This window comes from Kitasatospora sp. NPDC059088 (assembly GCF_042738155.1).
GTDB lineage: Bacteria > Actinomycetota > Actinomycetes > Streptomycetales > Streptomycetaceae > Kitasatospora.
Genome location: NZ_JBHYGR010000026.1, coordinates 32398 through 57140 on the forward strand (window position 1 = coordinate 32398; position 24743 = coordinate 57140).

Below are 24743 nucleotides of genomic sequence, written 5' to 3' on the forward strand. Positions count from 1 at the left end.
GGCCCGGCCGGGGCGCCGGGCCCCGGCCCGACCCCCCCCAACACCCCCCCCCCCCCCCCCCCCCCCCCCCCCCCCCCCGCGGGCGCCCCCCCCCCCCCCCCACACCACACTCGAAGACTCAGCCGCCGAGCTGGATGCCCGCCATGCGCTTCCACTCGTACGGGCCGGTCTTGACCTTGAGGCCCAGCTCGCCCTCGAAGTTCTCGTGCAGGGTGAGTCCGGCCAGTTCGGCGGCCCGGCGGCCGACGGCGTAGGTGGGGGCGACCTGGTCGCCCCAGGCGCCGTCCGCGCCGACCACGACGATGCGGGTGGCCACGCCGCCGACGTACTCGACGACCGCGTCGGCGCTGCCGCCGTGCTGCTGGGCGAAGCTGGTGAGGTGCTTGGCGATGCGCTTGGCGCGGCGCTCGGTGCGGGCGTCCGGCGTGGCGGCGGTGGCGGTCTCTGCGCTGCTCATGCCCGCATGCTACCCACCGGTAGAGGCGCTGGCGACGGGAGCGCCCTGTGCACCGGGCCACATACTCGGAACATGACGTTCACAGGCTGGCCGGCCGAGGCGCTGGACTTCTACGAGCACCTCGAGGCCGACAACTCCAAGACCTTCTGGCAGGCCCACAAGGCGCAGTACGACGAAGCCGTACGGGCCCCGATGGAGCTGCTGCTCGCCGAGCTGGAGCCGGAGTTCGGGCCGGGGAAGATCTTCCGCCCCAACCGGGACGTCCGGTTCAGCGCCGACAAGTCCCCGTACAAGACGCACATCGGCGCGCACCTGGAGGCCGGCGGCTACGTCCAGCTCTCCGCGGACGGCCTGGCCTGCGGCAACGGGATGTACCAGCTCGCCCCGGACCAGCTGGACCGCTACCGCGCCGCCGTCGCGGAGGACGTCAGCGGCGCCGAGCTGGAGCGGGTGATCGCCCGGGTGGAGAAGGACGGCCCGCAGGTCCACGGCCGGGACTCCCTCAAGTCCGCCCCGCGCGGCTACCCGAAGGACCACCCGCGGATCGGGCTGCTGCGCCACAAGGGCCTGGTGGCCTGGCAGGAGTGGGAGCCCGCGAAGTGGCTCGGCACCCGCACCGCCCACACCCGGATCGCCGCCTTCCTGCGCGCCTCCCAGCCGCTCAAGGACTGGCTGGACGACCACGTCGGCCCCTCCGAGCTACCGGCCCGGTGACGACACGAAGACAACGCGAAGAGCCCCGGTCCACCAGGACCGGGGCTCTTCGCTCAACCAGAAACGGGGGCCTTACTTCACGAACGGGTCGATCGCGCACACCACGAACAGCAGCGACAGGTAGGTGATCGACCAGTGGAACAGCCGCATCTCCTTGAGCTTGGCGCCCACGATCCCGGCCTTGGCCCGCCCGTACAGCGCGTGCGCCTCGCGCAGCCAGAACCCGCCGAGCAGCACCGCGGCGACGGGGTACAGCCAGCTCATGTGCCCGAGCGGCCAGACGGCCAGCGAGACCGCGACCATCACCCAGGAGTAGGCGACGACCTGCTTGCCGACGGCCACGTTGCCCTTGACGACCGGGAGCATCGGCACGCCGGCCCGCTCGTAGTCGTCGCGCACCTTCATCGACAGCACCCAGGTGTGCGGCGGGGTCCAGAAGAAGACCACCAGGAACAGCGCGACCGCCGCCCAGGACACCGAGTCGGTCACCGAGGACCAGCCGATCAGCACCGGCATGCAGCCGGCGATGCCGCCCCAGACGATGTTCTGCGAGGTGCGCCGCTTGAGCCCCAGCGTGTAGACGAACACGTAGAACAGCAGCGCGCCGAGCGCGAGTCCGGCGGAGAGCCAGTTGACCCCAAAGCCGAGCAGCAGGGTGGAGAGGACGCCGAGCACGATGCCGAAGACCAGCGCCTCGCGCGGGGACACCATCCCGGTGACGATCGGCCGCCGCTCGGTGCGGGTCATCAGCGCGTCGATGTCGCGGTCGATGTACATGTTGAGGGCGTTGGCACCGCCCGCCGACAGGTAGCCGCCGACCACGACCTTGAGCACCAGCAGCATGTTCGGCACGCCCTGTTGGGCCAGGAACATCACCGGCACGGTGCTCATCAGCAGCAGCTCGATGATCCGCGGCTTGGTCAGTGCGACGAAGGCGCCGACACGGGCCCCGATGGGCCGGTGCGCAGGAGTCGCCCCGGTGACCCCGGCGGGACGGGTTTCGACGGCGGTCACTAACACCCCAACTGAAGATGAAACTTCGCAGGCGTCCACAGGAACGAAGGGTCCCGAATCGTCCGCTCTGCGCGTACCACGACACCATAGACGCTCCATACATCCCAACCGGCTCCGGGGTCCCCCGGCGGGGCGGACGGCCCTCCCCCGGGTCAACCGACTGGGTGAAGCCACGAAGCGCCTCCGCCGCGTCCCCGCAACCCGCCTTGACCACCCGGGCGGCGCGCCCAGCCGAATCGGGAGAGCCTGGGACGAAAGGGATCAGAACGCCCTAGTGGGAATCACCATGCGGAAATCCCGGTTGTCCCGGCACGGAGGGTGAGCCCCGGCCCGGACGGTAGGCTCGCACGCAGAAGCGGGATCTACCCTCCGTGACCGGCACCATCCACAGTCGGGACCACAGCGCCGTGGCCGACCCGGTCCCCATTCACGGGGTCACTCTTCACAATGGAAGGAGCCCTGAGACAGGGTGAGCACTGCGCCGAAGAACGCATTCGAGTGGAGCGACCTGGACGAGCGCACGGTTGACACGGCGCGGGTCCTGGCGATGGACGCTGTCCAGAAGGTCGGTAACGGGCACCCCGGGACGGCCATGTCGCTGGCCCCCGCGGCCTACCTGATCTTCCAGCGCTTCCTGCGCCACGACCCGACCGACCCGGCCTGGGTCGGCCGCGACCGCTTCGTCCTCTCCCCCGGGCACACCAGCCTGACGCTCTACACCCAGCTGTACTTCTCGGGCTACGGCCTGGAGCTGGACGACCTCAAGGCCTTCCGCGTGGCCGGCAGCCGCACCCCGGGCCACCCGGAGCACGGCCACACCGCGGGCGTGGAGACCACCACCGGACCGCTCGGCCAGGGCATCGCCAACGCGGTCGGCATGGCGATGGCCGCCCGTTACGAGCGCGGCCTGTTCGACCCGGAGGCGGCGGCCGGCGAGTCCCCCTTCGACCACACCGTCTGGGCCATCGTCTCCGACGGCGACCTGGAGGAGGGCATCTCGGCCGAGGCCTCCTCGCTGGCCGGCCACCAGAAGCTGGGCAACCTGGTCGCCCTGTACGACGACAACCACATCTCGATCGAGGGCGACACCGAGACCGCCTTCTCCGAGGACGTCCTCAAGCGTTACGAGGCGTACGGCTGGGACGTCCAGCGGGTCACCCCGAAGGCCAACGGCGACATCGACGTCGAGGCCCTCGCCGGTGCGCTGGCCGCCGCCAAGGCCGAGACCTCCCGCCCGTCGCTGATCGCGATGCGCACGATCATCGCCTGGCCGGCCCCGGACGCCCAGAACACCGCCAAGGCGCACGGCTCCGCGCTCGGTGCCGCCGAGATCGCCGCCACCAAGAAGGTCCTGGGCTTCGACCCGGAGAAGACCTTCGAGGTCAGCGACCAGGTCATCGAGCACGCCCGTCAGGTCATCAAGCGGGGCAAGGCCGCCCGCGACCAGTGGCAGCAGGGCTTCGACGCCTGGCGCGCCGCGAACGCCCACCGGGCCGCCGAGTTCGACCGCATCCAGGCCGGCGAGCTGCCCGAGGGCTGGAAGAAGGCCGTCCCCTCCTTCCCGGCCGGCAAGGACGTCGCCACCCGCAAGGCCTCCGGCGAGACCCTCAAGGCGCTCGGCGCGGTGATCCCGGAGCTGTGGGGCGGCTCGGCCGACCTCGCGGAGTCCAACCTCACCACCATCGACGAGGACAGCTCCTTCCTCCCCGAGGGCAACCCGCTGAAGTCGGCGAGCCCGTACGGCCGGACGATCCACTTCGGCATCCGCGAGCACGCCATGGGCTCGACCATGAACGGCATCGCCCTGCACGGCAGGACCCGCGTGTACGGCGGCACCTTCCTGGTCTTCGCCGACTACATGCGCCCGGCCGTGCGCCTGGCCGCGCTGATGAAGCTGCCGGTCACCTACGTCTGGACGCACGACTCGATCGGCCTCGGCGAGGACGGCCCGACCCACCAGCCGGTGGAGCACATGGCCTCGCTGCGCGCCATCCCGGGCCTGGCCATGGTCCGCCCGGCCGACGCCAACGAGACGGCCGTCGCCTGGCGCACCGTGATCGAGCGCCAGACCAGCCACCCCGGCCCGGTCGGCCTCGCGCTCACCCGCCAGAACGTCCCGACCTTCGACCGCGAGGTCTTCGCCTCCGCCGAGGGCACCGCCAAGGGCGCCTACGTGCTGGCCGAGGCCGGCAACGGCGACCCGCAGGTGATCCTGCTGGGCACCGGCTCCGAGGTCCAGCTGGCCGTCAAGGCCCGCGAGGTCCTGGAGGCCGAGGGCATCGCGACCCGCGTGGTCTCGGTCCCGTCCTTCGAGTGGTTCCAGGAGCAGGACCAGGCCTACCGCGACAGCGTGCTGCCGCCGTCGGTCAAGGCCCGCGTCTCGGTCGAGGCCGGCATCGCCCAGGGCTGGCGCGAGCTGGTCGGCGACCACGGCCGGATCGTCTCGCTGGAGCACTTCGGTGCCTCCGCCGACTACCAGGTGCTGTTCGAGGAGTTCGGCCTGACCTCCGAGCGCGTCGTCGCCGAGGCGCACAACGCCCTGCGCTCCCTCGAAGCCGTCAACCGCTAGCAGTTCCCGCGGCCGGGCCCGAGACCCGCACGTCGACGGCCCGGCCCCTCTGACTACCCCACGAAGCAGAAGAAGACGAAGGACTGAAGCACCATGACTGACGCACTGAAGCGCCTCAGCGACGAAGGCGTTGCGATCTGGCTGGACGACCTCAGCCGCGCGCGGCTGAACTCCGGCAACCTGGCCGAGCTGGTGCAGAACAAGCACGTGGTGGGTGTCACCACCAACCCGACCATCTTCCAGAAGGCCATCGCCGGCAGCGGCGACAGCTCCTACGACGGCCAGCTGCGCGACCTCGCCGTCCGCGGGGTCACCACCGACGAGGCGATCCGCATGATCACCACCTCGGACGTGCGCGACGCCGCGGACGTGCTGCGCCCGGTCTACGACGCCTCCAACGGCCGTGACGGCCGGGTCTCCATCGAGGTCGACCCGCGTCTGGCGCACGAGACCGCCCCGACCGTGGCCGAGGCCAAGCAGCTGTGGTGGCTGGTCGACCGCCCGAACGTCCTGATCAAGATCCCCGCCACCCAGGCCGGCCTGCCGGCCATCGCCGCGGTCATCGGCCTGGGCATCAGCGTCAACGTCACGCTGATCTTCTCGCTGGAGCGCTACAAGGCCGTCATCGACGCCTACCTGACCGGCCTGGAGGCCGCCAAGGCCAAGGGCCTGGACCTCTCCCAGATCGAGTCGGTGGCCTCCTTCTTCGTGTCCCGCGTGGACACCGAGATCGACAAGCGCCTGGACAAGATCGGCGGCGACGCCAAGGACCTGCGCTCCAAGGCCGCGCTGGCCAACGCCCGCCTCGCCTACCAGGCGTACGAGGAGGTCTTCGGCTCGGTCGACGGCAGGACCGCCGGCAGCGCCCGCTGGAAGGCCCTGGAGGACGCCGGCGCCAAGCCGCAGCGCCCGCTGTGGGCCTCGACCGGCGTCAAGGACCCGGCCCTGCCGGACACCCTGTACGTCACCGAGCTGGTCGCCCCGGGCACCGTCAACACCATGCCCGAGGCCACCCTGGACGCCACCGGCGACCACGGCGTGGTCACCGGCAACACCATCGTCCCCAACTACGCCGACGCCAAGGCCGTCCTGGACGCCATCGCGGCCGCCGGCGTGGACTACGACGACGTCGTCCAGGTGCTGGAGGACGAGGGCGTGCAGAAGTTCGAGCAGTCCTGGCAGGAGCTGCTCGACACCGTCACCGCCTCGCTGGCCGCGTTCGCCAACGAGAAGTGAACCCCCGCTCACACAGCCAGCGCACGAAAGCGGAGCACACCAAGTGAGCACTGATTTCCCCGAGTTGACGTCGGAATCGGACGCGGACGACCTCCCGGCCGCCCCCGTCAACCCGCTTCGTGACCCCTCCGACCGGCGGCTCCCGCGCATCGCGGGGCCGTCCGGTCTGGTCATCTTCGGGGTCACCGGCGACCTGTCCCGCAAGAAGCTGATGCCGGCCATCTACGACCTGGCCAACCGGGGTCTGCTGCCGCCGGGCTTCTCCCTGGTGGGCTTCGCCCGCCGCGAGTGGGAGGACGAGGACTTCGCCAAGGAGGTCCACGACGCGGTCAAGGAGCACGCCCGGACCCAGTTCCGGGAGGAGGTCTGGCAGCAGCTCGCCAAGGGCATGCGCTTCGTCCAGGGCACCTTCGACGACGACGAGGCCTTCGACAAGCTCCGCGAGACCATCGAGGAGCTGGACAAGGCCCAGGGCACCGGCGGCAACTTCGCCTTCTACCTGTCCGTCCCGCCGAAGTTCTTCCCCACGGTCGTCCAGCAGCTCAAGAAGCACGGCCTGGCCGACCCGCCGCAGGGCTCCTGGCGCCGCGCCGTCATCGAGAAGCCCTTCGGCCACGACCTGGAGAGCGCCCAGGAGCTCAACAAGGTCGTCCACGAGGTCTTCCCGCGCGACGAGGTCTTCCGGATCGACCACTACCTGGGCAAGGAGACGGTCCAGAACATCCTGGCACTGCGCTTCGCCAACCAGATGTTCGAGCCGATCTGGAACCGGTCGTACGTCGACCACGTGCAGATCACCATGGCCGAGGACATCGGCATCGGCGGCCGGGCCGGCTACTACGACGGCATCGGCTCCGCCCGTGACGTCATCCAGAACCACCTGCTCCAGCTGATGGCGCTCACCGCCATCGAGGAGCCGGCGTCCTTCCACCCGAAGGCGCTGGTGGCCGAGAAGCTCAAGGTGCTCAGCGCCGTCAAGCTCCCGGCCGACCTCGGCCGGCACACCGTGCGCGGCCAGTACGCGGCCGGCTGGCAGGGCGGCGAGGAGGTGGTCGGCTACCTGGACGAGGACGGCATCAACCCGGACTCCAAGACCGACACCTACGCGGCCATCAAGCTGGAGATCAACAACCGCCGCTGGGCGGGCGTCCCGTTCTACCTGCGCACCGGCAAGCGGCTGGGCCGCCGGGTCACCGAGATCGCGGTGGTCTTCCAGCGCGCCCCGTACCTGCCGTTCGACTCCTACGCGACCGAGGAGCTGGGGCAGAACGCCCTGGTCATCCGGGTCCAGCCGGACGAGGGCGTGACGGTGCGGTTCGGCTCCAAGGTGCCGGGCACCTCCTTCGAGGTCCGGGACGTCACGATGGACTTCGCCTACGGCGAGTCCTTCACCGAGTCCAGCCCGGAGGCGTACGAGCGGCTCATCCTCGACGTGCTGCTCGGCGACGCCAACCTGTTCCCGCGCCACCAGGAGGTCGAGCTCTCCTGGCAGATCCTCGACCCGATCGAGAAGTACTGGGACGCCCACGGCAAGCCCGCCCAGTACGCGGCGGGCACCTGGGGCCCCACCGAGGCGGACGAGATGCTCGCACGAGACGGCAGGAGCTGGCGGCGGCCATGAAGATCGACCTCACCAACACGACGTCCAGCAAGATCAACGCCGCGCTGATGGAGGCGCGCCGGACCAGCGGCTCCACCGCCGCCGGCATGGTGCTCACCCTGGTCATCGTGACCGACGAGGGCAGCGCCTACGACGCCCTCAAGGCCGCCAACGAGGCCTCCCGCGAGCACCCGATGCGCACCCTCGCGGTGATCAAGCGCGCCGGCCGCTCGCCCCGGGCCCGCGCCGAGACCCGGCTGGACGCCGAGATCCTGGTCGGCTCGGACGCCGGCTCCGGAGAAACGGTCATCCTGCGCATGCACGGCGAACTCGCCTCGCACGCCCAGTCGGTGGTCCTGCCGCTGCTGCTGCCGGACGCCCCGACCGTGGTCTGGTGGCCGGACAACGCGCCGCAGCACCCGGCGCAGGACCCGCTGGGCGCGCTCGCCCAGCGCCGGATCACCGACGCCGTCACCGCCGAGTCCCCGGTCGGCCAGCTCGCCCATCGGGCCCAGAGCTACACCCCGGGCGACACCGACCTGGCCTGGACCCGGATCACCGGCTGGCGCTCGATGCTGGCCGCCGCGCTGGACCAGCGGCCGGCCGCCGTCAGCTCGGTGGTGGTCGAGGGCGAGTCCTACAACCCCAGCGTCGAGCTGCTCGGCCTGTGGCTGCTCAACCGGCTGAACGTGCCGGTCGAGCGGGTCGTCACCGGCGGCCCCGGCATCACCGCGGTGCACCTGCGCACCAAGGACGGGGACATCACCCTGGACCGTCCGGACGGCCTGATGGGCACGCTCTCCATGCCCGGTTCGCCGGACCGCCAGGTGGCGCTCAAGCGGCGCGAGACCTCGGAGCTGATCGCCGAGGAGCTGCGCCGGCTGGACCCGGACGACATCTACTCGTCGGCCGTGCGTACGTCCGTCGAGCGGCTGCGCGAGCCCTCGGAGCAGACCGCCCCGGTGGCCGCGGCCGAGCCCGTCGCCGACGCGGCGGCCGCGGCCGCCGACGCCGCGGTGGCCGACCCGGCCCGGGTGACCGCCGACGCGGACAAGCCCGCCGCGAAGAAGGCCGCGGGCAAGCGCGCCGCCAAGGGCAGCGCATGACGGCCGCGACCCCGCAGCTGGTCGTCCACCGGGACAAGGAGCTGATGGCCCAGGCGGCCGCGGCCCGACTGATCACCCGGATCGTGGACGCCCAGGCCGCCCGCGGCACCGCCTCGGTGGTGCTCACCGGCGGCCGCAACGGCAACGCCCTGCTGGCCGCGATCGCCGCCTCCCCGGCGCGCGACGCGGTCGACTGGGGCCGGCTGGACCTGTGGTGGGGCGACGAGCGCTTCGTCCCCGCCGCCGACCCGGACCGCAACGCCGTCCAGGCCCGCGCCGAGCTGCTGGACGCCGTCCCGCTCGACCCGGCGCGGGTGCACGAGATGCCCGCCTCGGACGGGGTGGACGGCTCGGACGTGGAGGCGGCCGCCGCCCGCTACGCGGAGGAGCTGGCCAAGGCCGCCGGACCGGGCGACCGGCTCGGCGTCCCGGCCTTCGACGTGCTGCTGCTCGGCGTCGGCCCGGACACCCACGTCGCCTCGCTCTTCCCGGAGCACCCGGGCGTGCGGGAGACCGAGCTGACCGTGATCGGCGTGCGCGGGGCCCCCAAGCCCCCGCCGACCCGGGTCTCGCTCACCCTCCCGGCGATCCGGGCGGCCCGCGAGGTCTGGCTGCTGGCCGCCGGCGAGGACAAGGCGGGCGCGGTCGCGCTGGCCCTGTCCGGCCCCGGCGAGCTCCAGGCGCCCGCCTCCGGCGCGTACGGCCGCAGCCGCACCCTGTGGCTGCTGGACCGCGCCGCCGCCGAACGGATCCCGCCGCAGCTGTACCCGCCGGCCTCGGCGTAACAGCCGTCCCGGCCGCCGCGGCCGGGACGGCTGGGAACGCCGGAAACAGCAGGAACAGCAGGAACAGCAGGAACGCCGAAGGGCGCCCCCGTCACTCGACGGGTGGCGCCCTTTGTCGTCAGCTCCTCAGATCTCGCCGCGCAGCTTGGCCAGCGCCTCGGCGAGGATCGCCTCGCCGTCGGCGTCGGTGCGCCGCTCCCGGACGTAGGCGAGGTGGGTCTTGTACGGCTCGTTGCGCGAGGGCGCCGGCGGGTTGTGCTCGTCCTGCCCGGCCGGGAAGCCGCAGCGCGGGCAGTCCCAGGTGTCCGGGATGACGGCCTCGGCGGCGAAGCTGGGGCGCGTCTCGTGCTTGTTGGCGCACCAGAAGGAGATCCTGTTGCGCGGAGCGGACTCGCCGCGCTCCGCCTCCCCCATCGGGCCTGCCCCGACCCTGCTCCCACGGATGGCGTTGCCACTTGCCACGGTCTGACTCCCTGCGTGCTGGTGCGCCGACCCGCCGCGGTGCGCGTCGGTGGCGAAAGTCGTCCTAGTGTAAGCAGGACTTAAGCCTCCGCCACCATCGCCTCCGCCCCCGACCGTCCCAGGATAGGCGCTCGGGCGACGGGGCGTCAGGGCTGCGTCAGCTCTTGTACTTCAGGACCAGGCCCAGCGCCATGATGGAGGCGAACCAGCCGATGCCGACCACGATGGTGATGCGGTCCAGGTTGCGCTCGGCCACCGCCGAACCGCCACCGGTGGACATGGCACCGCCACCGAACATGTCCGACAGGCCGCCGCCCTTCCCCTTGTGCAGGAGCACCAGCAGGATCATCAGCAGGCTGAAGATGATCAGGGCAATCGAGAACCCGAGAACCACGACCGGACCAACTCTCTCGTATCTTCGGCGACGGGGCCGGACCGCTGTCGGCGGTCCGGCCCCAAAGCCTACGTTGCTGCGGCGGCGTTAGCCTACTGCCTGCTCACGGTAGCGCACGATCTTGACGAACTCGTCGGCGTCCAGCGAGGCACCGCCGATCAGGCCGCCGTCGATGTCGGGCTTGGCCATCAGGCCGGCCGCGCTCGACGACTTGACCGAACCGCCGTACAGCACACGGACCTTGTCGGCCAGCTCGGCGCTGTACAGCTCGGCCAGGCGGACCCGGATCGCGGCGCAGACCTCCTGCGCGTCCTCCGGGGTGGCCACCTCGCCGGTGCCGATCGCCCAGACCGGCTCGTAGGCGACCACGATCGACTCGGCCTGGTCCGCCGGGACGCCCTCCAGGGCGCCGTCCAGCTGGGCCAGGGTGTGCTCGACGTGGGTGCCGGCCTTGCGGATCTCCAGCGGCTCGCCGATGCACAGGATCGGGGTGACCCCGGCCCGGTAGGCGGCCTTGACCTTGGCGTTGACGATCTCCTCGTTCTCGCCGTGGTACTGGCGGCGCTCCGAGTGGCCGATCACCGCGTAGGTGCACTGGAGCTTGGCCAGCATCGGTCCGGAGACCTCGCCGGTGTAGGCGCCGCCGTCGTGCCGCGAGATGTCCTGCGAGCCGTACTTGATCTTCAGCTTGTCGCCGAAGACCAGGGTCTGCACCGACCGCAGGTCGGTGAACGGCACCAGGACGGCGACCTCGACGGCCTCGTAGTCCTTGTCGGCCAGCGCGAAGGCCAGCTTCTGGGTGTGCTGGATGGCCTCGAGGTGGTTGAGGTTCATCTTCCAGTTGCCCGCCATCAGCGGGAGACGCTCAGTCATCTGTTTCTCAGTCCTCCAGGGCGGCGAGACCGGGAAGGGTCTTGCCCTCCAGGTACTCGAGGCTCGCGCCACCGCCGGTCGAGATGTGTCCGAAGGCGTTCTCGTCGAAGCCCAGGATGCGGACGGCCGCGGCGGAGTCGCCGCCACCGACCACGGTGAACGCGTCGCTGTCCAGCAGGCCCTGCGCGACGGCCTTGGTGCCGTTCGCGTAGTCGGGGTGCTCGAAGACGCCCATCGGACCGTTCCAGAACACGGTGCCCGCGTCGGCCAGCTTCGCCGCGTACAGCTCGCGGGTCTTCGGGCCGATGTCCAGGCCCTCCTGGTCGGCCGGGATGGCGTCCGAGGAGACGATGTCGTAGGTCGCCGGGGTCTTGCCCTTGAGGTCCGGGAACTCGGCCGAGACCAGGACGTCCACCGGCAGCACGAACTCGACGCCGCGCGCCTCGGCCCGGGCCAGGTACTCCAGGCAGACCGGGATCTGGTCCGCCTGCAGCAGCGAGATGCCGACCTCGTGGCCCTGGGCCTTGAGGAAGGTGTACGCCATGCCGCCGCCGATCAGGATCCGGTCGGCCTTCTCCAGCAGGTTGTCGATCACGCCGAGCTTGTCGGACACCTTGGCGCCGCCGAGCACCACCACGTACGGGCGCTTGACGTCCTCGGTCAGCTTCTTGAGCACGCCGACCTCGGTGGCGATCAGGTCGCCGGCGGCGTGCGGCAGCAGGGCCGGCAGGTCGTACACCGAGGCGTGCTTGCGGTGCACGGCGCCGAAGCCGTCGCCGACGTACAGGTCGGCCAGGGCGGCCAGCCGCTCGGCGAAGGCCTTGCGCTCGGCGTCGTCCTTGCTGGTCTCACCGGCGTTGAAGCGCAGGTTCTCCAGCAGCGCGACCTCGCCGCCGGACAGCGCGGCGACGGTGGCCGTGGCGGACTCGCCCACGGTGTCGGTGGCGAAGGCGACCGGCTTGCCGAGGATCTCGCCGAGCCGCTCGGCGACCGGGGCGAGCGAGAACTGCGGGTCCGGCTCACCCTTGGGGCGGCCGAGGTGGGAGGCGACGACGACCCTGGCGCCGCGCTCGACGAGCTTGGCGATGGTCGGCGCCACGGCGCGGATCCGGCCGTCGTCGGTGATCCGGCCGTCCGACAGCGGGACGTTCAGGTCGGCGCGCACGAAGACGCGCTTGCCGGCGACGTCCAGGTCTTCGATGGTCTTCACGGGTTCTTCTGTCTCCTGGGGAGATGGTTGATGCGCAGAGGCGGCACGGCGCAGGGGCCGCCTGAGAAGTCCTTGTACGCAGAACGAGGGCCCGGTCGGCACGTTGTCGCCGTCCGGGCCCTCGCCCCTACATCACGTCAGCTCCCACTGCGTCAGAGCTGGCCACCGACGAGGGTGACCAGGTCCACGACGCGGTTCGAGTAGCCCCACTCGTTGTCGTACCAGCCGAGCACCTTGACCTGGTTGCCCTGGACCATGGTGAGCTGCGAGTCGAAGATGCAGGAGGCCGGGTCGTTGACGATGTCCGACGACACGATCGGGTCCTCGGTGTAGGCCAGGATGCCCTTGAGGGAACCCTCCGCCGCCTTCTGGAAGGCCGCGTTGACCTCCTCCTTGGTGACCTCGCGCTCCAGGGTGACGACCAGGTCGGTGATCGAGCCGGTCGGGACCGGGACGCGCAGCGAGGTGCCGTCCAGCTTGCCCTTCAGCTCCGGCAGGACCAGGGCGGTCGCCTTGGCGGCACCGGTCGAGGTCGGGATGATGTTCTGCGAGGCCGCACGAGCACGGCGCAGGTCCTTGTGCGGGAAGTCCAGGGTCACCTGGTCGTTGGTGAACGCGTGGACGGTGGTCATCAGACCCTTGACGATGCCGAAGCTCTCGTTCAGCACCTTCGCCATCGGCGCCACGCAGTTCGTGGTGCAGGAGGCGTTGGAGATGATGTGGTGGTTGGCGGCGTCGTACTTCTCGTCGTTGACACCCAGGACGATGGTGACGTCCTCGTCGGTGGCGGGCGCCGAGATGATGACCTTCTTCGCGCCGGCGGCGAGGTGCTTCTTCGCGGCCTCGGCCTTGGTGAAGATGCCGGTGGACTCGACGACGATGTCGACGCCCAGGGCGGCCCACGGCAGGTTGGCGGGGTCACGCTCGGCGGTCACCTTGAAGGTGTGGCCGTCGACGGTGATGCTGTCCTCGGTGTGCGAGACCTCGGCCTGGAGGGTGCCCAGGGTGGTGTCGTACTTGAGCAGGTGAGCCAGGGTCTTCGTGTCGGTGAGGTCGTTGACACCGACGATCTCGATGTCCGCGCCCTGGGCCTTGACGGCGCGGAAGAAGTTGCGGCCGATGCGGCCGAAGCCGTTGATGCCTACCCGGATCGTCACGAACCGATCTCCTCGTTAGGTACGCCGGCGCTGAGCCGACGGGGATGAGATTTGGGAAGTCCCCGACCGCCTACGACCCTACCTCTCCCGACCCTGGGAGGGCACATCGCGCCACCTGGCAAGACGTGGCGTGGCGCGTTCCGGGGCCCTCCGTCCTTGCCCCTCCGGGCCGTTGGTCCTGGTCAAGTGGTCTTGACCAATTTCGGATCCCCGTCCGACCCCCGTCCGACCCCGGACACGACGACGGCCGGTGCCCGGAATCCGGACACCGGCCGCTGCTACTCGCCCGCTCGCCTCCGGGGCGCTCTGACCCGGCGCCGACGGTCGGCTCTCCCTCGCTCGCTTCTCCCTTTCGGCACCGGCGCGCCCCTTCGACTCGGGGCGGTCCGGTCATCGACCGCGAACGATCAGTTGAGCGCCATCTCGTCGGTCAGGTTGGCCTCGGTGCTCGGCAGGCCCAGCTCGGCCGCCCGCTTGTCGGCCATCGCCAGCAGGCGGCGGATCCGGCCGGCCACCGCGTCCTTGGTCAGCGGCGGGTCGGCGAGCGCGCCCAGCTCCTCCAGCGAGGCCTGCTTGTGCTGCATCCGCAGCTGGCCGGCCGCCGCCAGGTGCTCGGGCACCTCCTCGCCGAGGATCTCCAGCGCGCGCTGCACCCGGGCGCCGGCCGCCACCGCGGCGCGGGCCGAGCGGCGCAGGTTGGCGTCGTCGAAGTTGGCGAGCCGGTTCGCGGTGGCCCGGACCTCGCGCCGCATCCGGCGCTCCTCCCAGGCGAGCACCGACTCGTGCGCCCCCAGCCGGGTCAGCAGCGCGCCGATCGCGTCACCGTCGCGGATGACCACCCGGTCCACCCCGCGCACCTCGCGGGCCTTGGCCGGGATGCCGAGCCGGCGGGCCGCGCCGACCAGGGCCAGCGCCGCCTCCGAGCCGGGGCAGGTGATCTCCAGCGAAGAGGAGCGGCCCGGCTCGGTGAGCGAGCCGTGCGCCAGGAAGGCCCCGCGCCAGGCGGCCTCGGCGTCGCAGGTGGCCCCGGAGACGACTGCCGGGGGCAGGCCCCGGATCGGCCGGCCGCGGCCGTCCACCAGCCCGGTCTGGCGCGCGAGCAGCTCGCCGTCCTTGACCACCCGGACGACGAAGCGGCTGCCGCGCCGCAGGCCGCCGGGCGCCATCACCACGAGGTCGGAGGAGTGCCCGAAGATCTCCAGCAGGTCCTTGCGCAGCCGCCGCGCCGCCGCGCCGGTGTCCAGCTCCGCCTCGATCACGATGCGGCCGCTCACGATGTGCAGCCCGCCCGCGAACCGCAGGATCGCCGACACCTCAGCCTTGCGACAGCAGGCCCGGGTGACCGGGAGCCGGCTGATCTCGTCCTTCACCGCTGGAGTCATCGCCATGGCCCGATCCTTCCATGTGTCCGGAAAATCCGGTCGTACGCGGCTGCCAACAGCTCCGGGTCGTGTCGCGGGGTGCCGTCGGTGCGGGCTACCGTGCCGAGCACCAGTGCGGCACCCATCCGCTCGGCGGCCTTCTCCAGTCCGGCCAGGTCCGCCTGGCCGAAGGCGCCGCCCGTGACGGCGCGCTCGTCCACCAGGATCGCATCCACCGCGAGGTCGGGAGCGTGGTCGGCGATGACCTCCAGGTGGCGCTGCGGGGTGAAGCCCTCGGTCTCCCCGGGCTGCGGGGCCAGGTTCAGGGTGAGCAGGCGGCGGGCGCGGGTCTCCACCAGCGCCTTGGCCAGCTCGGGCACCAGCAGGTGCGGCAGCACGCTGGTGAACCAGGAGCCGGGGCCGAGCACCACCCAGTCCGCCTCCCGGACCGCCGTGACGGCCTCCGGGACGGCCGGCGGCCCGTCCGGCAGCAGCCGGATCGACTGCACGGTGCCGGGGGTGACGGCCACGTCGGCCTGGCCGCGGACGGCGGTGAGCTCGGCCGGGCGGGCCGGGTCGTGGCCGCGCACGGTGGCCTCGATGTCCAGCGGCACCGCCGACATCGGCAGCACCCGGCCCTGGACGTTCAGCAGCCGGCCGACCCAGTCCAGCGCCGCGACCGGGTCGCCGAGCTTCTCCCACAGCGCCACGATCAGCAGGTTGCCGACGGCGTGGCCGCCCAGCTCGCCGTTGCCGGTGAAGCGCTGCTGGATCACCTCGGACCAGGTGCGGCCCCAGTCGTCGTCCCCGCACAGCGCGGCCAGCGCCTTGCGCAGGTCGCCGGGCGGCAGCACCCCCAGCTCCTCGCGCAGCCGCCCGCTGGAGCCGCCGTCGTCGGCGACGGTGACCACCGCCGTGAGGTCGCTGGTGAGCCGGCGCAGCGCGGACAGCGACGCGGACAGGCCCTGCCCGCCGCCGAGCGCCGTGATCCGGGGGGCCGGATTGGCCCGGGCGGGACTGCTCCGCGGCCGACCCGGCGACGGGCCGGCCGCCCGCTCCGCGGTCCTGCTCTGCAGCTGTCGCCCGGGCACGTATCCCGCCACAATCACCTCGCGTTCCTCGGCCCCGCCACCGGCTCCGCCGGCGGCCCGGCAGGGAAGGCGGCGGTTACTCCCGACCCATGTCACGGTGGACGAGCACCGTCTCGACTCCGTCGGCGATGAGACGCTTGGTCAGACGCTCGGACATGGCGACGCTACGGTGCTTGCCACCGGTGCAGCCTACGGCAAGCGTCATGTAGCGCTTCCCCTCCCTGCGGTAACCCTCGGTGACGATGCGCAGCAGCTCGGCGTAGCCGTTCAGGAACTCGTTGGCGCCGGGCTGCTGGAACACGTAGTCGGCGACGTCCGAGTCGGTGCCGGTACGGGCCCGCAGCTCGGGCACCCAGTGCGGGTTCGGCAGGAAGCGGCAGTCCACCACCAGGTCGGCGTCGACCGGCAGGCCGTACTTGAAGCCGAAGGACATCACGGTGGCGCGCAGCTCGGGCTCGTCGTGGTCGGCGAACTGGGCGTCCAGCTTGGCGCGCAGCTGGTGCACGTTGAGGTTGGAGGTGTCGATCACCAGGTCGGCCTCGCCGCGCAGGTCGCGCAGCAGGTCGCGCTCCTGGGCGATGCCGTCCACGATCCGGCCGTCGGCCTGCAGCGGGTGCGGGCGGCGCACGCTCTCGAAGCGGCGGACCAGTGCGTCGTCGGAGGAGTCCAGGAAGACCACCCGGAGCCGGACGCCGCGCTTCTCCAGCTCGTCCAGCGAGGTCAGCAGGTCGTCGAAGAACTGGCGGCCGCGGACGTCCACGACGACGCCGATCCGGGCGACGTTGCCCTGGGAACGGGCGCCCAGGTCGACCATGGTCGGGATCAGGGCCGGCGGCAGGTTGTCCACCACGAACCAGCCCAGGTCCTCCAGGCACTTCGCGGCGGTGGAGCGGCCGGCTCCGGACATGCCGGAGATGATCACCAGCTCCGGTGCGTTCTCGGCCACGTCTGACACGGTCACTTCGGTTCCCCGCTCTCGGTCTTTCTGCTGGGGAGAACGCGCACGGCACGGCCGCCCTTCCCCGTCCCGGACAGTCCGGCGGGGTCGGGGCGCGCCGACAGACGGGCGGCGTCGGCCGTCATGGCGTCTCCTGGGATGGTGCGGTCTGGGGTGCTGCGGCCACCGGCTCGGCGGCCTCGTCGGCCCCGTCCTCGATGATCTCGCCGGTCGCGGTGTTGACCGCGGGTGCGGCGGGTGTACGGGACGACAACGCCGCCGCAACAGTTTCCGCGGTGCGGCGCCCGATGCCGGGTACCGCGCAGAGTTCGTCGACGGTGGCGGCCCGGAGCCTCTTCAGCGAGCCGAAGTGCTTGAGCAGCGCCTGGCGGCGAGTCTCGCCGAGGCCCGGGACGGAGTCCAGTTCCCCGGCGGTGAGTCGCTTGGAACGCTTGGCGCGCTGGTAGCCGATCGCGAAGCGGTGGGCCTCGTCGCGGACCCGCTGGAGCAGGTAGAGGCCCTCGCTGGAGCGGGGCAGCACGACCGGGTCGTCCTCGCCGGGCAGCCAGACCTCCTCCAGGCGCTTGGCGAGGCCGCACAGCGCGACGTCGTCGATGCCGAGTTCCTCCAGCGCCCGCTGGGCGGCGGCGACCTGGGGCTGTCCGCCGTCGACCACCAGCAGCTGCGGCGGGTAGGCGAAGCGCTTGGGGCGGCCGTCCTCGGTGCGCTGTCCGTCGCCCGGCTGGTCCTCGTCGGGCTCCTCCGGGACGGCCCACTCGCCGGTCTGCTCGCGCTCCTGGAGGTAGCGGCGGAAGCGGCGGCTGATCACCTCGTGCATCGAGCGGACGTCGTCCTGGCCCTCGAAGCCCTTGATCTGGAAGCGCCGGTACTCGCTCTTGCGGGCCAGGCCGTCCTCGAAGACGACCATGGAGGCGACCACGTCCTCGCCCTGGAGGTGGGAGATGTCGTAGCACTCGATCCGCAGCGGGACGGAGTCCAGTTCCAGCGCGTCGGCGATCTCCTGGAGGGCGCGGCTGCGGGTGGTGAGGTCGGAGGCGCGCTTGGTCTTGTGCAGGGCCAGCGCGTGCTGGGCGTTGCGCTGCACGGTGGCCATCAGGTCCTTCTTGTCGCCGCGCTGCGGGATCCGCAGGTCGACCTGGCTGCCGCGCAGTCCGCTGAGCCATTCCCGGACGGGGGCGGCCGGTTCGGGCAGGGCGGGGACGAGCACCTCGCGCGGGACGGACTCGTTGCGCTCGTCCGGGCCGGCGCCGCCGTAGAGCTGCTGGAGGGCGTGCTCCACCAGGCCGGCGGTGTCCACGTCCTCGACCTTGTCGGTGACCCAGCCGCGCTGGCCGCGCACCCGGCCGCCGCGGACGTGGAAGATCTGGACGGCGGCCTCCAGTTCGTCCTCGGCCACGGCCAGCAGGTCGGCGTCGGTGGCGTCGGCGAGCACGATGGCGTTCTTCTCCATCGCGCGCTTGAGGGCGCCGATGTCGTCCCGCAGCCGGGCCGCCTTCTCGTACTCCATCTCGACCGCGGCCTCCTGCATCTGCTCTTCCAGCCGGCGCAGGTAGTTGCCGGTGCGCCCGGCCATGAAGTCGCAGAAGTCCTCGGCCAGCGCCCGGTGTTCGTCCGCGGAGACCTTGCCGACGCAGGGCGCGGCGCACTTGCCGATGTAGCCGAGCAGGCAGGGGCGGCCGACCTGCCGGGCGCGCTTGAACACGCCGTTGGAGCAGGTGCGGACGGGGAAGACGCGCAGCAGCAGGTCGACGGTCTCGCGGATGGCCCAGGCGTGCCCGTAGGGGCCGAAGTAGCGCACGCCCTTCTTGTGCGCCCCGCGCATCACCTGGACCCGCGGGTACTCCTCGTTGAGGGTGACGGCGAGCTCCGGATAGCTCTTGTCGTCGCGGTACTTGACGTTGAACCGGGGGTCGAACTCCTTGATCCAGGAGTACTCCAGCTGGAGCGCCTCGACCTCGGTGGCGACCACGGTCCACTCCACCGAGGCGGCGGTGGTGACCATGGTCGCGGTGCGCGGGTGCAGGCCGGCGAGGTCCTGGAAGTAGGACGACAGCCGCGGCCGCAGGCTCTTGGCCTTGCCGACGTAGATGACCCGGCCGTGGGCGTCACGGAACTTGTAGACGCCCGGGGAGGTCGGGATCGCGCCCGGCGCCGGGCGGTAGGTGCTCGGGTCAGCCATGGGTCCACCGTACCGAGTTCGGCTGCACGTCGATCAACTGCTTCAGCTCGGAGTGACCTTGAGGTTCCCGCCCTCGACCGTGACGGCGTAGGAGGGCAGCGGGCTGGGGGCCGGGCCGTCCTGCACCGCGCCGTCGGCGATGGCGAACCGGCTGCCGTGGCAGGGGCACTGGATCTGCTGGTTCTTGACCTGGTCCACGACGCAGCCGGCGTGGGTGCACTTGGCGCTGAACGCCTTGTACTGGCCGGCGGTCGGCTGGGTGACGACGATCTTCTGCTCGCGGAAGACCTTGCCGCCGCCCTCCGGGACGGCCGAGGCGGGGCCGAGGTCCACCGGGCCCTTGGCGGCGCCGCCGGTGTCCGAGGAGCCGGCGGAGGAGCCGCAGCCGGTGACCGCCACGGTGCCGCCGGCCGCCAGCACGGCCGCGGCTCCGCAGAGCAGGGTGCGCCGGGAGGTGGCGGGGCTGGTCTCGGGGGCCTCGGACATCGGTGCGCTCCTACGGTGTGCTGCTGCTGCGAGGGACCACGGAAGTCTATGCCGCACCCGCCCCGCCGCGCCCCGGGTGTGCGGGGGGGGCGGGGGGGGGGGTTTAAAAAAAACCCACCCCCCCAAACAAAAAAAAAATGGGGTTTGGGGGTGGGGGTTGTTTCTGAGTGGGGGTCTGCTTCGGTGGGTGTGTTGCGGTCGCTCTCCCCCCTTCATTCCCCCCCCCCCCCCCCGCGCCCTGGGGGGGGGGGGGGGGGGGGGGCGCCACGTCCGGGAGCGGCAGGGCGGGCAGGAGCTACTTCTTGGCCGCGGCGGCCCGCTTGCCCGGGGCCTTCTTGACGGCCGCCTTGGCCGCCGGGGCCTTGGCGGCCGTCGCGGCGGCCGCCTTCTTGGCGGGTGCCTTCTTCGCGGGCGCCTTCCTGGCGGGCGCCGGGACCGGGGCGTCGGCGAAGTCGCCCGGCAGGATGTCCCGCAGGAACTTGCCGGTGTGGCTCTCCGGGAAGGCCGCGATCTGCTCCGGGGTGCCCTCGGCGACCACCGTGCCGCCGCCGGAACCGCCCTCGGGGCCCATGTCCACGACCCAGTCGGCGGTCTTGATCACATCGAGGTTGTGCTCGATCACGATCACCGTGTTGCCCTTGTCCACCAGCCCGCTGAGCACCTTGATCAGCTTGCTGATGTCCTCGAAGTGCAGGCCGGTGGTGGGCTCGTCCAGCACGTAGACCGTCCGCCCGGTGGAGCGCTTCTGCAGCTCGGAGGCGAGCTTGACGCGCTGCGCCTCGCCACCGGAGAGCGTCGGCGCGGACTGGCCGAGCCGGACGTAGCCGAGGCCGACGTCGTTGAGCGTCCGCAGGTGGCGGGCGATCGCCGGGACGGCCTCGAAGAAGGCCAGCCCCTCCTCGATCGGCATGTCCAGCACCTCGGCGATGGACTTGCCCTTGTAGTGCACCTCCAGCGTCTCCCGGTTGTACCGGGCGCCGTGGCACACCTCGCACGGGACGTAGACGTCCGGCAGGAAGTTCATCTCGATCTTGATGGTGCCGTCGCCGGTGCAGTTCTCGCAGCGGCCGCCCTTGACGTTGAAGGAGAACCGGCCGGGCAGGTAGCCCCGGACCTTGGCCTCCTGGGTCTCCGCGAAGAGCCGGCGGACGTGGTCGAACACCCCGGTGTAGGTGGCCGGGTTGGAGCGCGGGGTGCGGCCGATCGGCGACTGGTCGACGTGCACCACCTTGTCCACCAGGTCGGTGCCGGTGATCCGGGTGTGCCGGCCGGGCACGCTGCGGGCGCCGTTCAGCTCCCGGGCGAGGTGGGTGTAGAGGATGTCGTTGACCAGCGTCGACTTGCCGGAGCCGGAGACGCCGGTGATCGCCGTGAAGGTGCCGAGCGGGAAGCCGACCGTGACGTCCTTGAGGTTGTGCTCGCGGGCGCCGTGCACCGTCAGCTGGCGCTTCTTGTCCCGCTCGCGGCGGGCCGCCGGGATCGGGATGGACCTCTTGCCGGAGAGGTACTGCCCGGTCAGCGACTCCTCGTTGGCCAGCAGCCCCTTCAACGCGCCGGAGTGCACCACCTTGCCGCCGTGCTCACCGGCGCCCGGGCCGATGTCCACCACCCAGTCCGCGGTCTTGATGGTGTCCTCGTCGTGCTCGACCACGATCAGGGTGTTGCCGATGTCGCGCAGCCGCACCAGCGTCTCGATCAGCCGGTGGTTGTCGCGCTGGTGCAGGCCGATGGACGGCTCGTCCAGCACGTACAGCACGCCGACCAGGCCGGAGCCGATCTGGGTGGCCAGCCGGATGCGCTGGGCCTCGCCGCCGGACAGGGTGCCGGCCGCGCGGTCCAGCGAGAGGTAGTCCAGGCCGACGTCGACCAGGAAGCGCAGCCGCTCGTTGACCTCCTTGAGGACCCGCTCGGCGATCTGCTTGTCCCGGTCGTTGAGCCTCATCGCGCCCAGGAACTCGGCGCAGTCGCTGATCGACATCGAGGAGACGTCGGCGATCGACCTGTCCTCGACGGTGACCGCGAGCACCACCGGCTTGAGCCGGGTGCCCTGGCAGGTCGGGCAGGGCACTTCGCGCATGTAGCCCTCGAAGCGCTCGCGGCTGCTGTCGCTCTCCGCCTCGGTGTGCCGGCGCTGGATGAACGGGACGGCGCCCTCGAAGCCGGTGCTGTACGAGCGCTCGCGGCCGAAGCGGTTGCGGTAGCGCACCTCCACCTGGTGCTTGTGCCCGTACATCAGCGCCTTCTTGGCGCGGGCGGGCAGCCCGGCCCAGGGGATGTCGGTGCGGAAGCCGAGCTCCCCGGCCAGCGCGTCGATCAGGCGCTGGAAGTACTCCTTGGCGTGCCCGGCCGACCACGGGTGGATCGCGCCCTCGTCGAGCGAGCGCTCGACGTCCGGCACGACCAGCTCCGGGTCGACCTCCATCCGGTTGCCCAGGCCCGAGCAGTCCGGGCAGGCGCCGAACGGCGAGTTGAAGGAGAACGAGCGCGGCTCCAACTCCTCGAACGACACGTCGTCGTACGGGCAGTAGAGGTGCTCGGAGTACATCCGCTCGCGCTCCGGGTCGCCCTCGGGGAGGTCGACGAAGTCGAGCACGACCATGCCGCCGGACAGCCGCAGGGCCGTCTCCACCGAGTCGGTGAGCCGCCGCTTGGCGCTCTCCTTGACGGTCAAGCGGTCGACGACCACCTCGACGGTGTGCTTCTCCTGCTTCTTGAGCTTCGGCGGCTCGGCGAGCTGGACCGTCTCGCCGTCGACCCGGGCGCGCGAGTAGCCCTTGGACTGGAGGTCGGCGAAGAGGTCGACGAACTCGCCCTTGCGCTCGCGCACCATCGGGCTGAGCACCTGGAACCGGGTGCCCTCGGCGAGCTCCAGCACCTTGTCGACGATCGCCTGCGGCGACTGCTTGGCGATCGGGCGGCCGCAGTGCGGGCAGTGCGGCTTGCCGATCCGGGCGAACAGCAGGCGCAGGTAGTCGTAGACCTCGGTGATGGTGCCGACGGTCGAACGGGGGTTGCGGTTGGTGGACTTCTGGTCGATCGAGACGGCCGGGGAGAGGCCTTCGATGAAGTCGACGTCGGGCTTGTCCATCTGCCCGAGGAACTGCCGGGCGTAGGAGGACAGCGACTCGACGTAGCGGCGCTGGCCCTCGGCGAAGATCGTGTCGAAGGCGAGCGAGGACTTGCCGGAGCCGGAGAGGCCCGTGAAGACGATGAGGGAGTCGCGGGGCAGGTCGAGCGAGACGTTCTTGAGGTTGTGCTCGCGAGCACCGCGGACGATGAGGCGGTCGGCCACTGCTTCTGGCGCCTTTCTCCGGACGAGAGGGCTTGCGGTGTGTGGGGTGTTCTTCTTCCAGGATGCGGCAGCCAGCCTATAGCTCAGACGTTCGAATCTCGACTTCGTCCAGTGGAGTCCACCCGAACGAGTGACAGCGCCCGCCGGACCGTCCGTACCCGGACCGAAAAACCCCTGCTCAGGACCGGGAACCGGGCGGTAGCGTCGGCTGGTCAACGAGCGAAGCCCCCTCCGGGCAACGCACCGCCCCGTACGGAAGGCAGATCCGATGACCGACCCGCAGTCCGCAGCCGCGATCGCCGCCGAGCACCTGGCCCTGGTGGAGGACGGCACCCGGGCCCTGCTGGAGACCGTCGCCGGGCTGGCGCCCGAGGCCCTCGCCGAGCCCTCTGCACTCCCCGGCTGGACCCGCGGCCACGTACTCGCCCACGTCTCCCGCAACGCCGACTCCCTGGTCAACCTGCTGACCGGCGCCCGCACCGGCACCGACATCCCCCAGTACGCGAGCGAGCAGGCCCGCGAGGACGGCATCCAGGAGGGCGCCGCCCGCCCGCTGGAGGCCCAGCTCGCCGACCTGCGCGAGTCCCACGAGCACTTCCTGGCGGCCGTCGCGCTGATGACCCCCGAGGACTGGGCCGCCGAGGTGCGCCACCGCTCGGGCGCGGTCTTCCCGGCCTGCGACCTCGTCTGGAAGCGCCTCGGCGAGCTGGAGTACCACCTGGTCGACCTGGACGGCGGCTACACCCCCGCCCACTGGCCGGAGGTCTTCGCCGTCACCGAGTTCCGCAAGCTCGCCACCAGGCTGGCCGGCGCCGACCTGCCCGCCGTCGAGCTGGTCGCCGAGGACACCGGGGACAAGGGCCTGATCGGCACCGGCGGCGCCGCCCTCACCGTCCGCGGTCCCGTCCGCGCCCTGCTCGCCTGGCTCTCCGGCCGCTCCGCCGGCACCGACCTGCCCCGCACCCCCGACACCGCCCTCCCCCCGCTTCCCCCGCTGGGCTGAGGGCGCGAGGATGATCCCGAACCCAGTTTCAGTCGGACCCTGACGAGGAGCGGACGGATGACGTACCACGGAGCGGTCAAGGTCGGCGGGCCGCCGGACGTGCGCGAGCTGGCCCACCTGATCATCAGCAAGGTGGCCGTGGGCCCGTACGACAACAACGCGTACCTGCTGCGCTGCCGGGCCACCGACGAGCAGCTGCTGATCGACGCGGCCGCCGACGCCCCGGTGCTGCTGGAGACGGTCGGGGACGCCCTGGCGACCGTCGTCACCACCCACCGGCACCAGGACCACTGGGGGGCGCTGGCCGAGGTGGTCGCCGCCACCGGCGCCCGCACCGCCGCCGGGGAGCACGACGCCGAGGGCATCGACGTGCCGACCGGGCTGCGGCTCGCGGACGGCGACACCCTGCGGGTCGGCGAGGTCGGGCTGACCGTCCGGCACCTGGTCGGGCACACCCCGGGCGCGATCGTGCTGGTCTACGACGACCCCCAGGGCCACCCGCACGTGTTCACCGGCGACTGCCTCTTCCCGGGCGGCGTCGGCAACACCTGGGGCGACCCGGCGGCCTTCGACAGCCTCTTCCGGGACGTCAACGAGAAGGTCTTCGACGTCCTGCCCGACGAGGCCTGGGTCTACCCCGGCCACGGCAACGACACCACCCTCGGCGCGGAGCGCCCGCACCTCGCCGAGTGGCGCGAGCGCGGCTGGTAGCCCGCCCCCGGACGCGGAGGGACCCCGGCCGCCAGCCCGCCGCCGACCGCCGCGTACGGCGCCTGCCCGGTCGAGCCGACCACCC

General features: G+C 71.7%; 21 protein-coding genes. 8 read left to right on the top strand and 13 right to left on the bottom strand.

Annotated features, from left to right (window positions below):
* Positions 1 to 118 precede the first annotated feature (118 nt).
* Complete coding sequence (locus ACFWXO_RS14480; RefSeq protein ID WP_380524163.1) at positions 119 to 457, bottom strand: hypothetical protein; 339 nt, start codon at positions 455 to 457, stop codon at positions 119 to 121.
* A gap of 72 nt (positions 458 to 529) precedes the next feature.
* On the opposite strand from ACFWXO_RS14480, the gene ACFWXO_RS14485 reads away from it, so the two are divergent.
* Positions 530 to 1171 carry a DUF2461 domain-containing protein gene (locus ACFWXO_RS14485; protein WP_380524164.1) on the top strand — a complete coding sequence of 214 codons (642 nt, stop codon included), beginning with the start codon at positions 530 to 532 and terminating at the stop codon, positions 1169 to 1171.
* Between the two features lie 72 nt (positions 1172 to 1243).
* Here the strand turns inward: ACFWXO_RS14485 and ACFWXO_RS14490 are convergent, their stop codons facing one another.
* Positions 1244 to 2191 (bottom strand): heme o synthase, encoded by a 948-nt coding sequence (locus tag ACFWXO_RS14490; protein ID WP_380524166.1) that lies wholly within the window; start codon positions 2189 to 2191, stop codon positions 1244 to 1246.
* A 463-nt stretch (positions 2192 to 2654) separates the two neighbouring features.
* On the opposite strand from ACFWXO_RS14490, the gene tkt reads away from it, so the two are divergent.
* The 5 genes from tkt to pgl all read left to right on the top strand — a co-directional run bounded on the left by tkt (position 2655) and on the right by pgl (position 9481).
* Positions 2655 to 4754: a transketolase gene (gene tkt / locus ACFWXO_RS14495; RefSeq protein ID WP_380524168.1), complete on the top strand. Its 2100-nt coding sequence runs from the start codon at positions 2655 to 2657 to the stop codon at positions 4752 to 4754.
* Between the two features lie 93 nt (positions 4755 to 4847).
* On the top strand, positions 4848 to 5990 hold the full coding sequence (gene tal / locus ACFWXO_RS14500) for a transaldolase (RefSeq protein WP_380524170.1): 1143 nt from the start codon (positions 4848 to 4850) through the stop codon (positions 5988 to 5990).
* Positions 5991 to 6054: 64 nt separating this feature from the next.
* Positions 6055 to 7611: a glucose-6-phosphate dehydrogenase gene (gene zwf, locus ACFWXO_RS14505; protein ID WP_375888493.1), complete on the top strand. Its 1557-nt coding sequence runs from the start codon at positions 6055 to 6057 to the stop codon at positions 7609 to 7611.
* On the top strand, positions 7608 to 8696 hold the full coding sequence (gene opcA / locus ACFWXO_RS14510; RefSeq protein ID WP_380524172.1) for a glucose-6-phosphate dehydrogenase assembly protein OpcA: 1089 nt from the start codon (positions 7608 to 7610) through the stop codon (positions 8694 to 8696). Before zwf ends, opcA begins: the two co-directional genes overlap by 4 nt.
* Positions 8693 to 9481, top strand: a complete 789-nt coding sequence (gene pgl, locus ACFWXO_RS14515; RefSeq protein ID WP_375888375.1) for a 6-phosphogluconolactonase — start codon at positions 8693 to 8695, stop codon at positions 9479 to 9481. Before opcA ends, pgl begins: the two co-directional genes overlap by 4 nt.
* A 126-nt stretch (positions 9482 to 9607) precedes the next feature.
* Here pgl and ACFWXO_RS14520 read toward each other — a convergent pair whose 3' ends face one another.
* From ACFWXO_RS14520 to uvrA, 11 genes are all read right to left on the bottom strand, one after another.
* Positions 9608 to 9895 carry an RNA polymerase-binding protein RbpA gene (locus ACFWXO_RS14520; protein ID WP_030308030.1) on the bottom strand — a complete coding sequence of 96 codons (288 nt, stop codon included), beginning with the start codon at positions 9893 to 9895 and terminating at the stop codon, positions 9608 to 9610.
* Between the two features lie 205 nt (positions 9896 to 10100).
* The gene (gene secG / locus ACFWXO_RS14525) at positions 10101 to 10337 is read right to left on the bottom strand and encodes a preprotein translocase subunit SecG (protein WP_350509343.1); all 237 of its coding nucleotides are present in this window, start codon (positions 10335 to 10337) and stop codon (positions 10101 to 10103) included.
* 87 nt (positions 10338 to 10424) lie between these two features.
* The gene (gene tpiA, locus ACFWXO_RS14530) at positions 10425 to 11210 is read right to left on the bottom strand and encodes a triose-phosphate isomerase (RefSeq protein ID WP_375888370.1); all 786 of its coding nucleotides are present in this window, start codon (positions 11208 to 11210) and stop codon (positions 10425 to 10427) included.
* Positions 11211 to 11217: 7 nt separating this feature from the next.
* Positions 11218 to 12420: a phosphoglycerate kinase gene (locus ACFWXO_RS14535; RefSeq protein ID WP_375888367.1), complete on the bottom strand. Its 1203-nt coding sequence runs from the start codon at positions 12418 to 12420 to the stop codon at positions 11218 to 11220.
* A 152-nt stretch (positions 12421 to 12572) separates the two neighbouring features.
* Entirely contained in the window at positions 12573 to 13577 is a 1005-nt protein-coding gene (gap, locus tag ACFWXO_RS14540) for a type I glyceraldehyde-3-phosphate dehydrogenase (RefSeq protein ID WP_375888364.1), read from the bottom strand.
* A 407-nt stretch (positions 13578 to 13984) separates the two neighbouring features.
* Positions 13985 to 14965, bottom strand: a complete 981-nt coding sequence (whiA, locus tag ACFWXO_RS14545; protein ID WP_188308910.1) for a DNA-binding protein WhiA — start codon at positions 14963 to 14965, stop codon at positions 13985 to 13987.
* Positions 14956 to 16041 (bottom strand): uridine diphosphate-N-acetylglucosamine-binding protein YvcK, encoded by a 1086-nt coding sequence (gene yvcK / locus ACFWXO_RS14550; RefSeq protein ID WP_380396336.1) that lies wholly within the window; start codon positions 16039 to 16041, stop codon positions 14956 to 14958. Before yvcK ends, whiA begins: the two co-directional genes overlap by 10 nt.
* 64 nt (positions 16042 to 16105) lie before the next feature.
* Entirely contained in the window at positions 16106 to 16990 is an 885-nt protein-coding gene (gene rapZ, locus ACFWXO_RS14555) for an RNase adapter RapZ (protein ID WP_375888361.1), read from the bottom strand.
* A gap of 118 nt (positions 16991 to 17108) precedes the next feature.
* Positions 17109 to 19166, bottom strand: coding sequence for an excinuclease ABC subunit UvrC (gene uvrC / locus ACFWXO_RS14560; RefSeq protein WP_380524176.1), 2058 nt, complete (start codon positions 19164 to 19166; stop codon positions 17109 to 17111).
* A gap of 42 nt (positions 19167 to 19208) precedes the next feature.
* Positions 19209 to 19652, bottom strand: a complete 444-nt coding sequence (locus ACFWXO_RS14565; protein ID WP_375888356.1) for a Rieske (2Fe-2S) protein — start codon at positions 19650 to 19652, stop codon at positions 19209 to 19211.
* A gap of 295 nt (positions 19653 to 19947) precedes the next feature.
* Positions 19948 to 22944 carry an excinuclease ABC subunit UvrA gene (gene uvrA, locus ACFWXO_RS14570; RefSeq protein ID WP_380524178.1) on the bottom strand — a complete coding sequence of 999 codons (2997 nt, stop codon included), beginning with the start codon at positions 22942 to 22944 and terminating at the stop codon, positions 19948 to 19950.
* A gap of 268 nt (positions 22945 to 23212) precedes the next feature.
* Between uvrA and ACFWXO_RS14575 the strand changes: the two genes are divergently transcribed.
* A complete protein-coding gene (locus ACFWXO_RS14575; RefSeq protein ID WP_380524180.1) occupies positions 23213 to 23947 on the top strand; it encodes a maleylpyruvate isomerase family mycothiol-dependent enzyme in 735 nt (244 codons plus the stop codon).
* Between the two features lie 57 nt (positions 23948 to 24004).
* On the top strand, positions 24005 to 24658 hold the full coding sequence (locus ACFWXO_RS14580) for an MBL fold metallo-hydrolase (RefSeq protein ID WP_380524182.1): 654 nt from the start codon (positions 24005 to 24007) through the stop codon (positions 24656 to 24658).
* The last annotated feature ends 85 nt before the right edge of the window (positions 24659 to 24743 follow it).

Bases quoted from the DNA above. Each gene is read 5' to 3' on its own strand.
- pgl (WP_375888375.1), top strand. From the start codon at position 8,693: ATGACGGCCGCGACCCCGCAGCTGGTCGTCCACCGGGACAAGGAGCTG.
- ACFWXO_RS14480 (WP_380524163.1), bottom strand. From the start codon at position 457: ATGAGCAGCGCAGAGACCGCCACCGCCGCCACGCCGGACGCCCGCACC.
- ACFWXO_RS14565 (WP_375888356.1), bottom strand. From the start codon at position 19,652: ATGTCCGAGGCCCCCGAGACCAGCCCCGCCACCTCCCGGCGCACCCTG.
- ACFWXO_RS14485 (WP_380524164.1), top strand. From the start codon at position 530: ATGACGTTCACAGGCTGGCCGGCCGAGGCGCTGGACTTCTACGAGCAC.
- tpiA (WP_375888370.1), bottom strand. From the start codon at position 11,210: ATGACTGAGCGTCTCCCGCTGATGGCGGGCAACTGGAAGATGAACCTC.
- whiA (WP_188308910.1), bottom strand. From the start codon at position 14,965: ATGGCGATGACTCCAGCGGTGAAGGACGAGATCAGCCGGCTCCCGGTC.
- opcA (WP_380524172.1), top strand. From the start codon at position 7,608: ATGAAGATCGACCTCACCAACACGACGTCCAGCAAGATCAACGCCGCG.
- uvrC (WP_380524176.1), bottom strand. From the start codon at position 19,166: ATGGCTGACCCGAGCACCTACCGCCCGGCGCCGGGCGCGATCCCGACC.
- ACFWXO_RS14520 (WP_030308030.1), bottom strand. From the start codon at position 9,895: ATGGGGGAGGCGGAGCGCGGCGAGTCCGCTCCGCGCAACAGGATCTCC.
- ACFWXO_RS14575 (WP_380524180.1), top strand. From the start codon at position 23,213: ATGACCGACCCGCAGTCCGCAGCCGCGATCGCCGCCGAGCACCTGGCC.
- tal (WP_380524170.1), top strand. From the start codon at position 4,848: ATGACTGACGCACTGAAGCGCCTCAGCGACGAAGGCGTTGCGATCTGG.
- ACFWXO_RS14580 (WP_380524182.1), top strand. From the start codon at position 24,005: ATGACGTACCACGGAGCGGTCAAGGTCGGCGGGCCGCCGGACGTGCGC.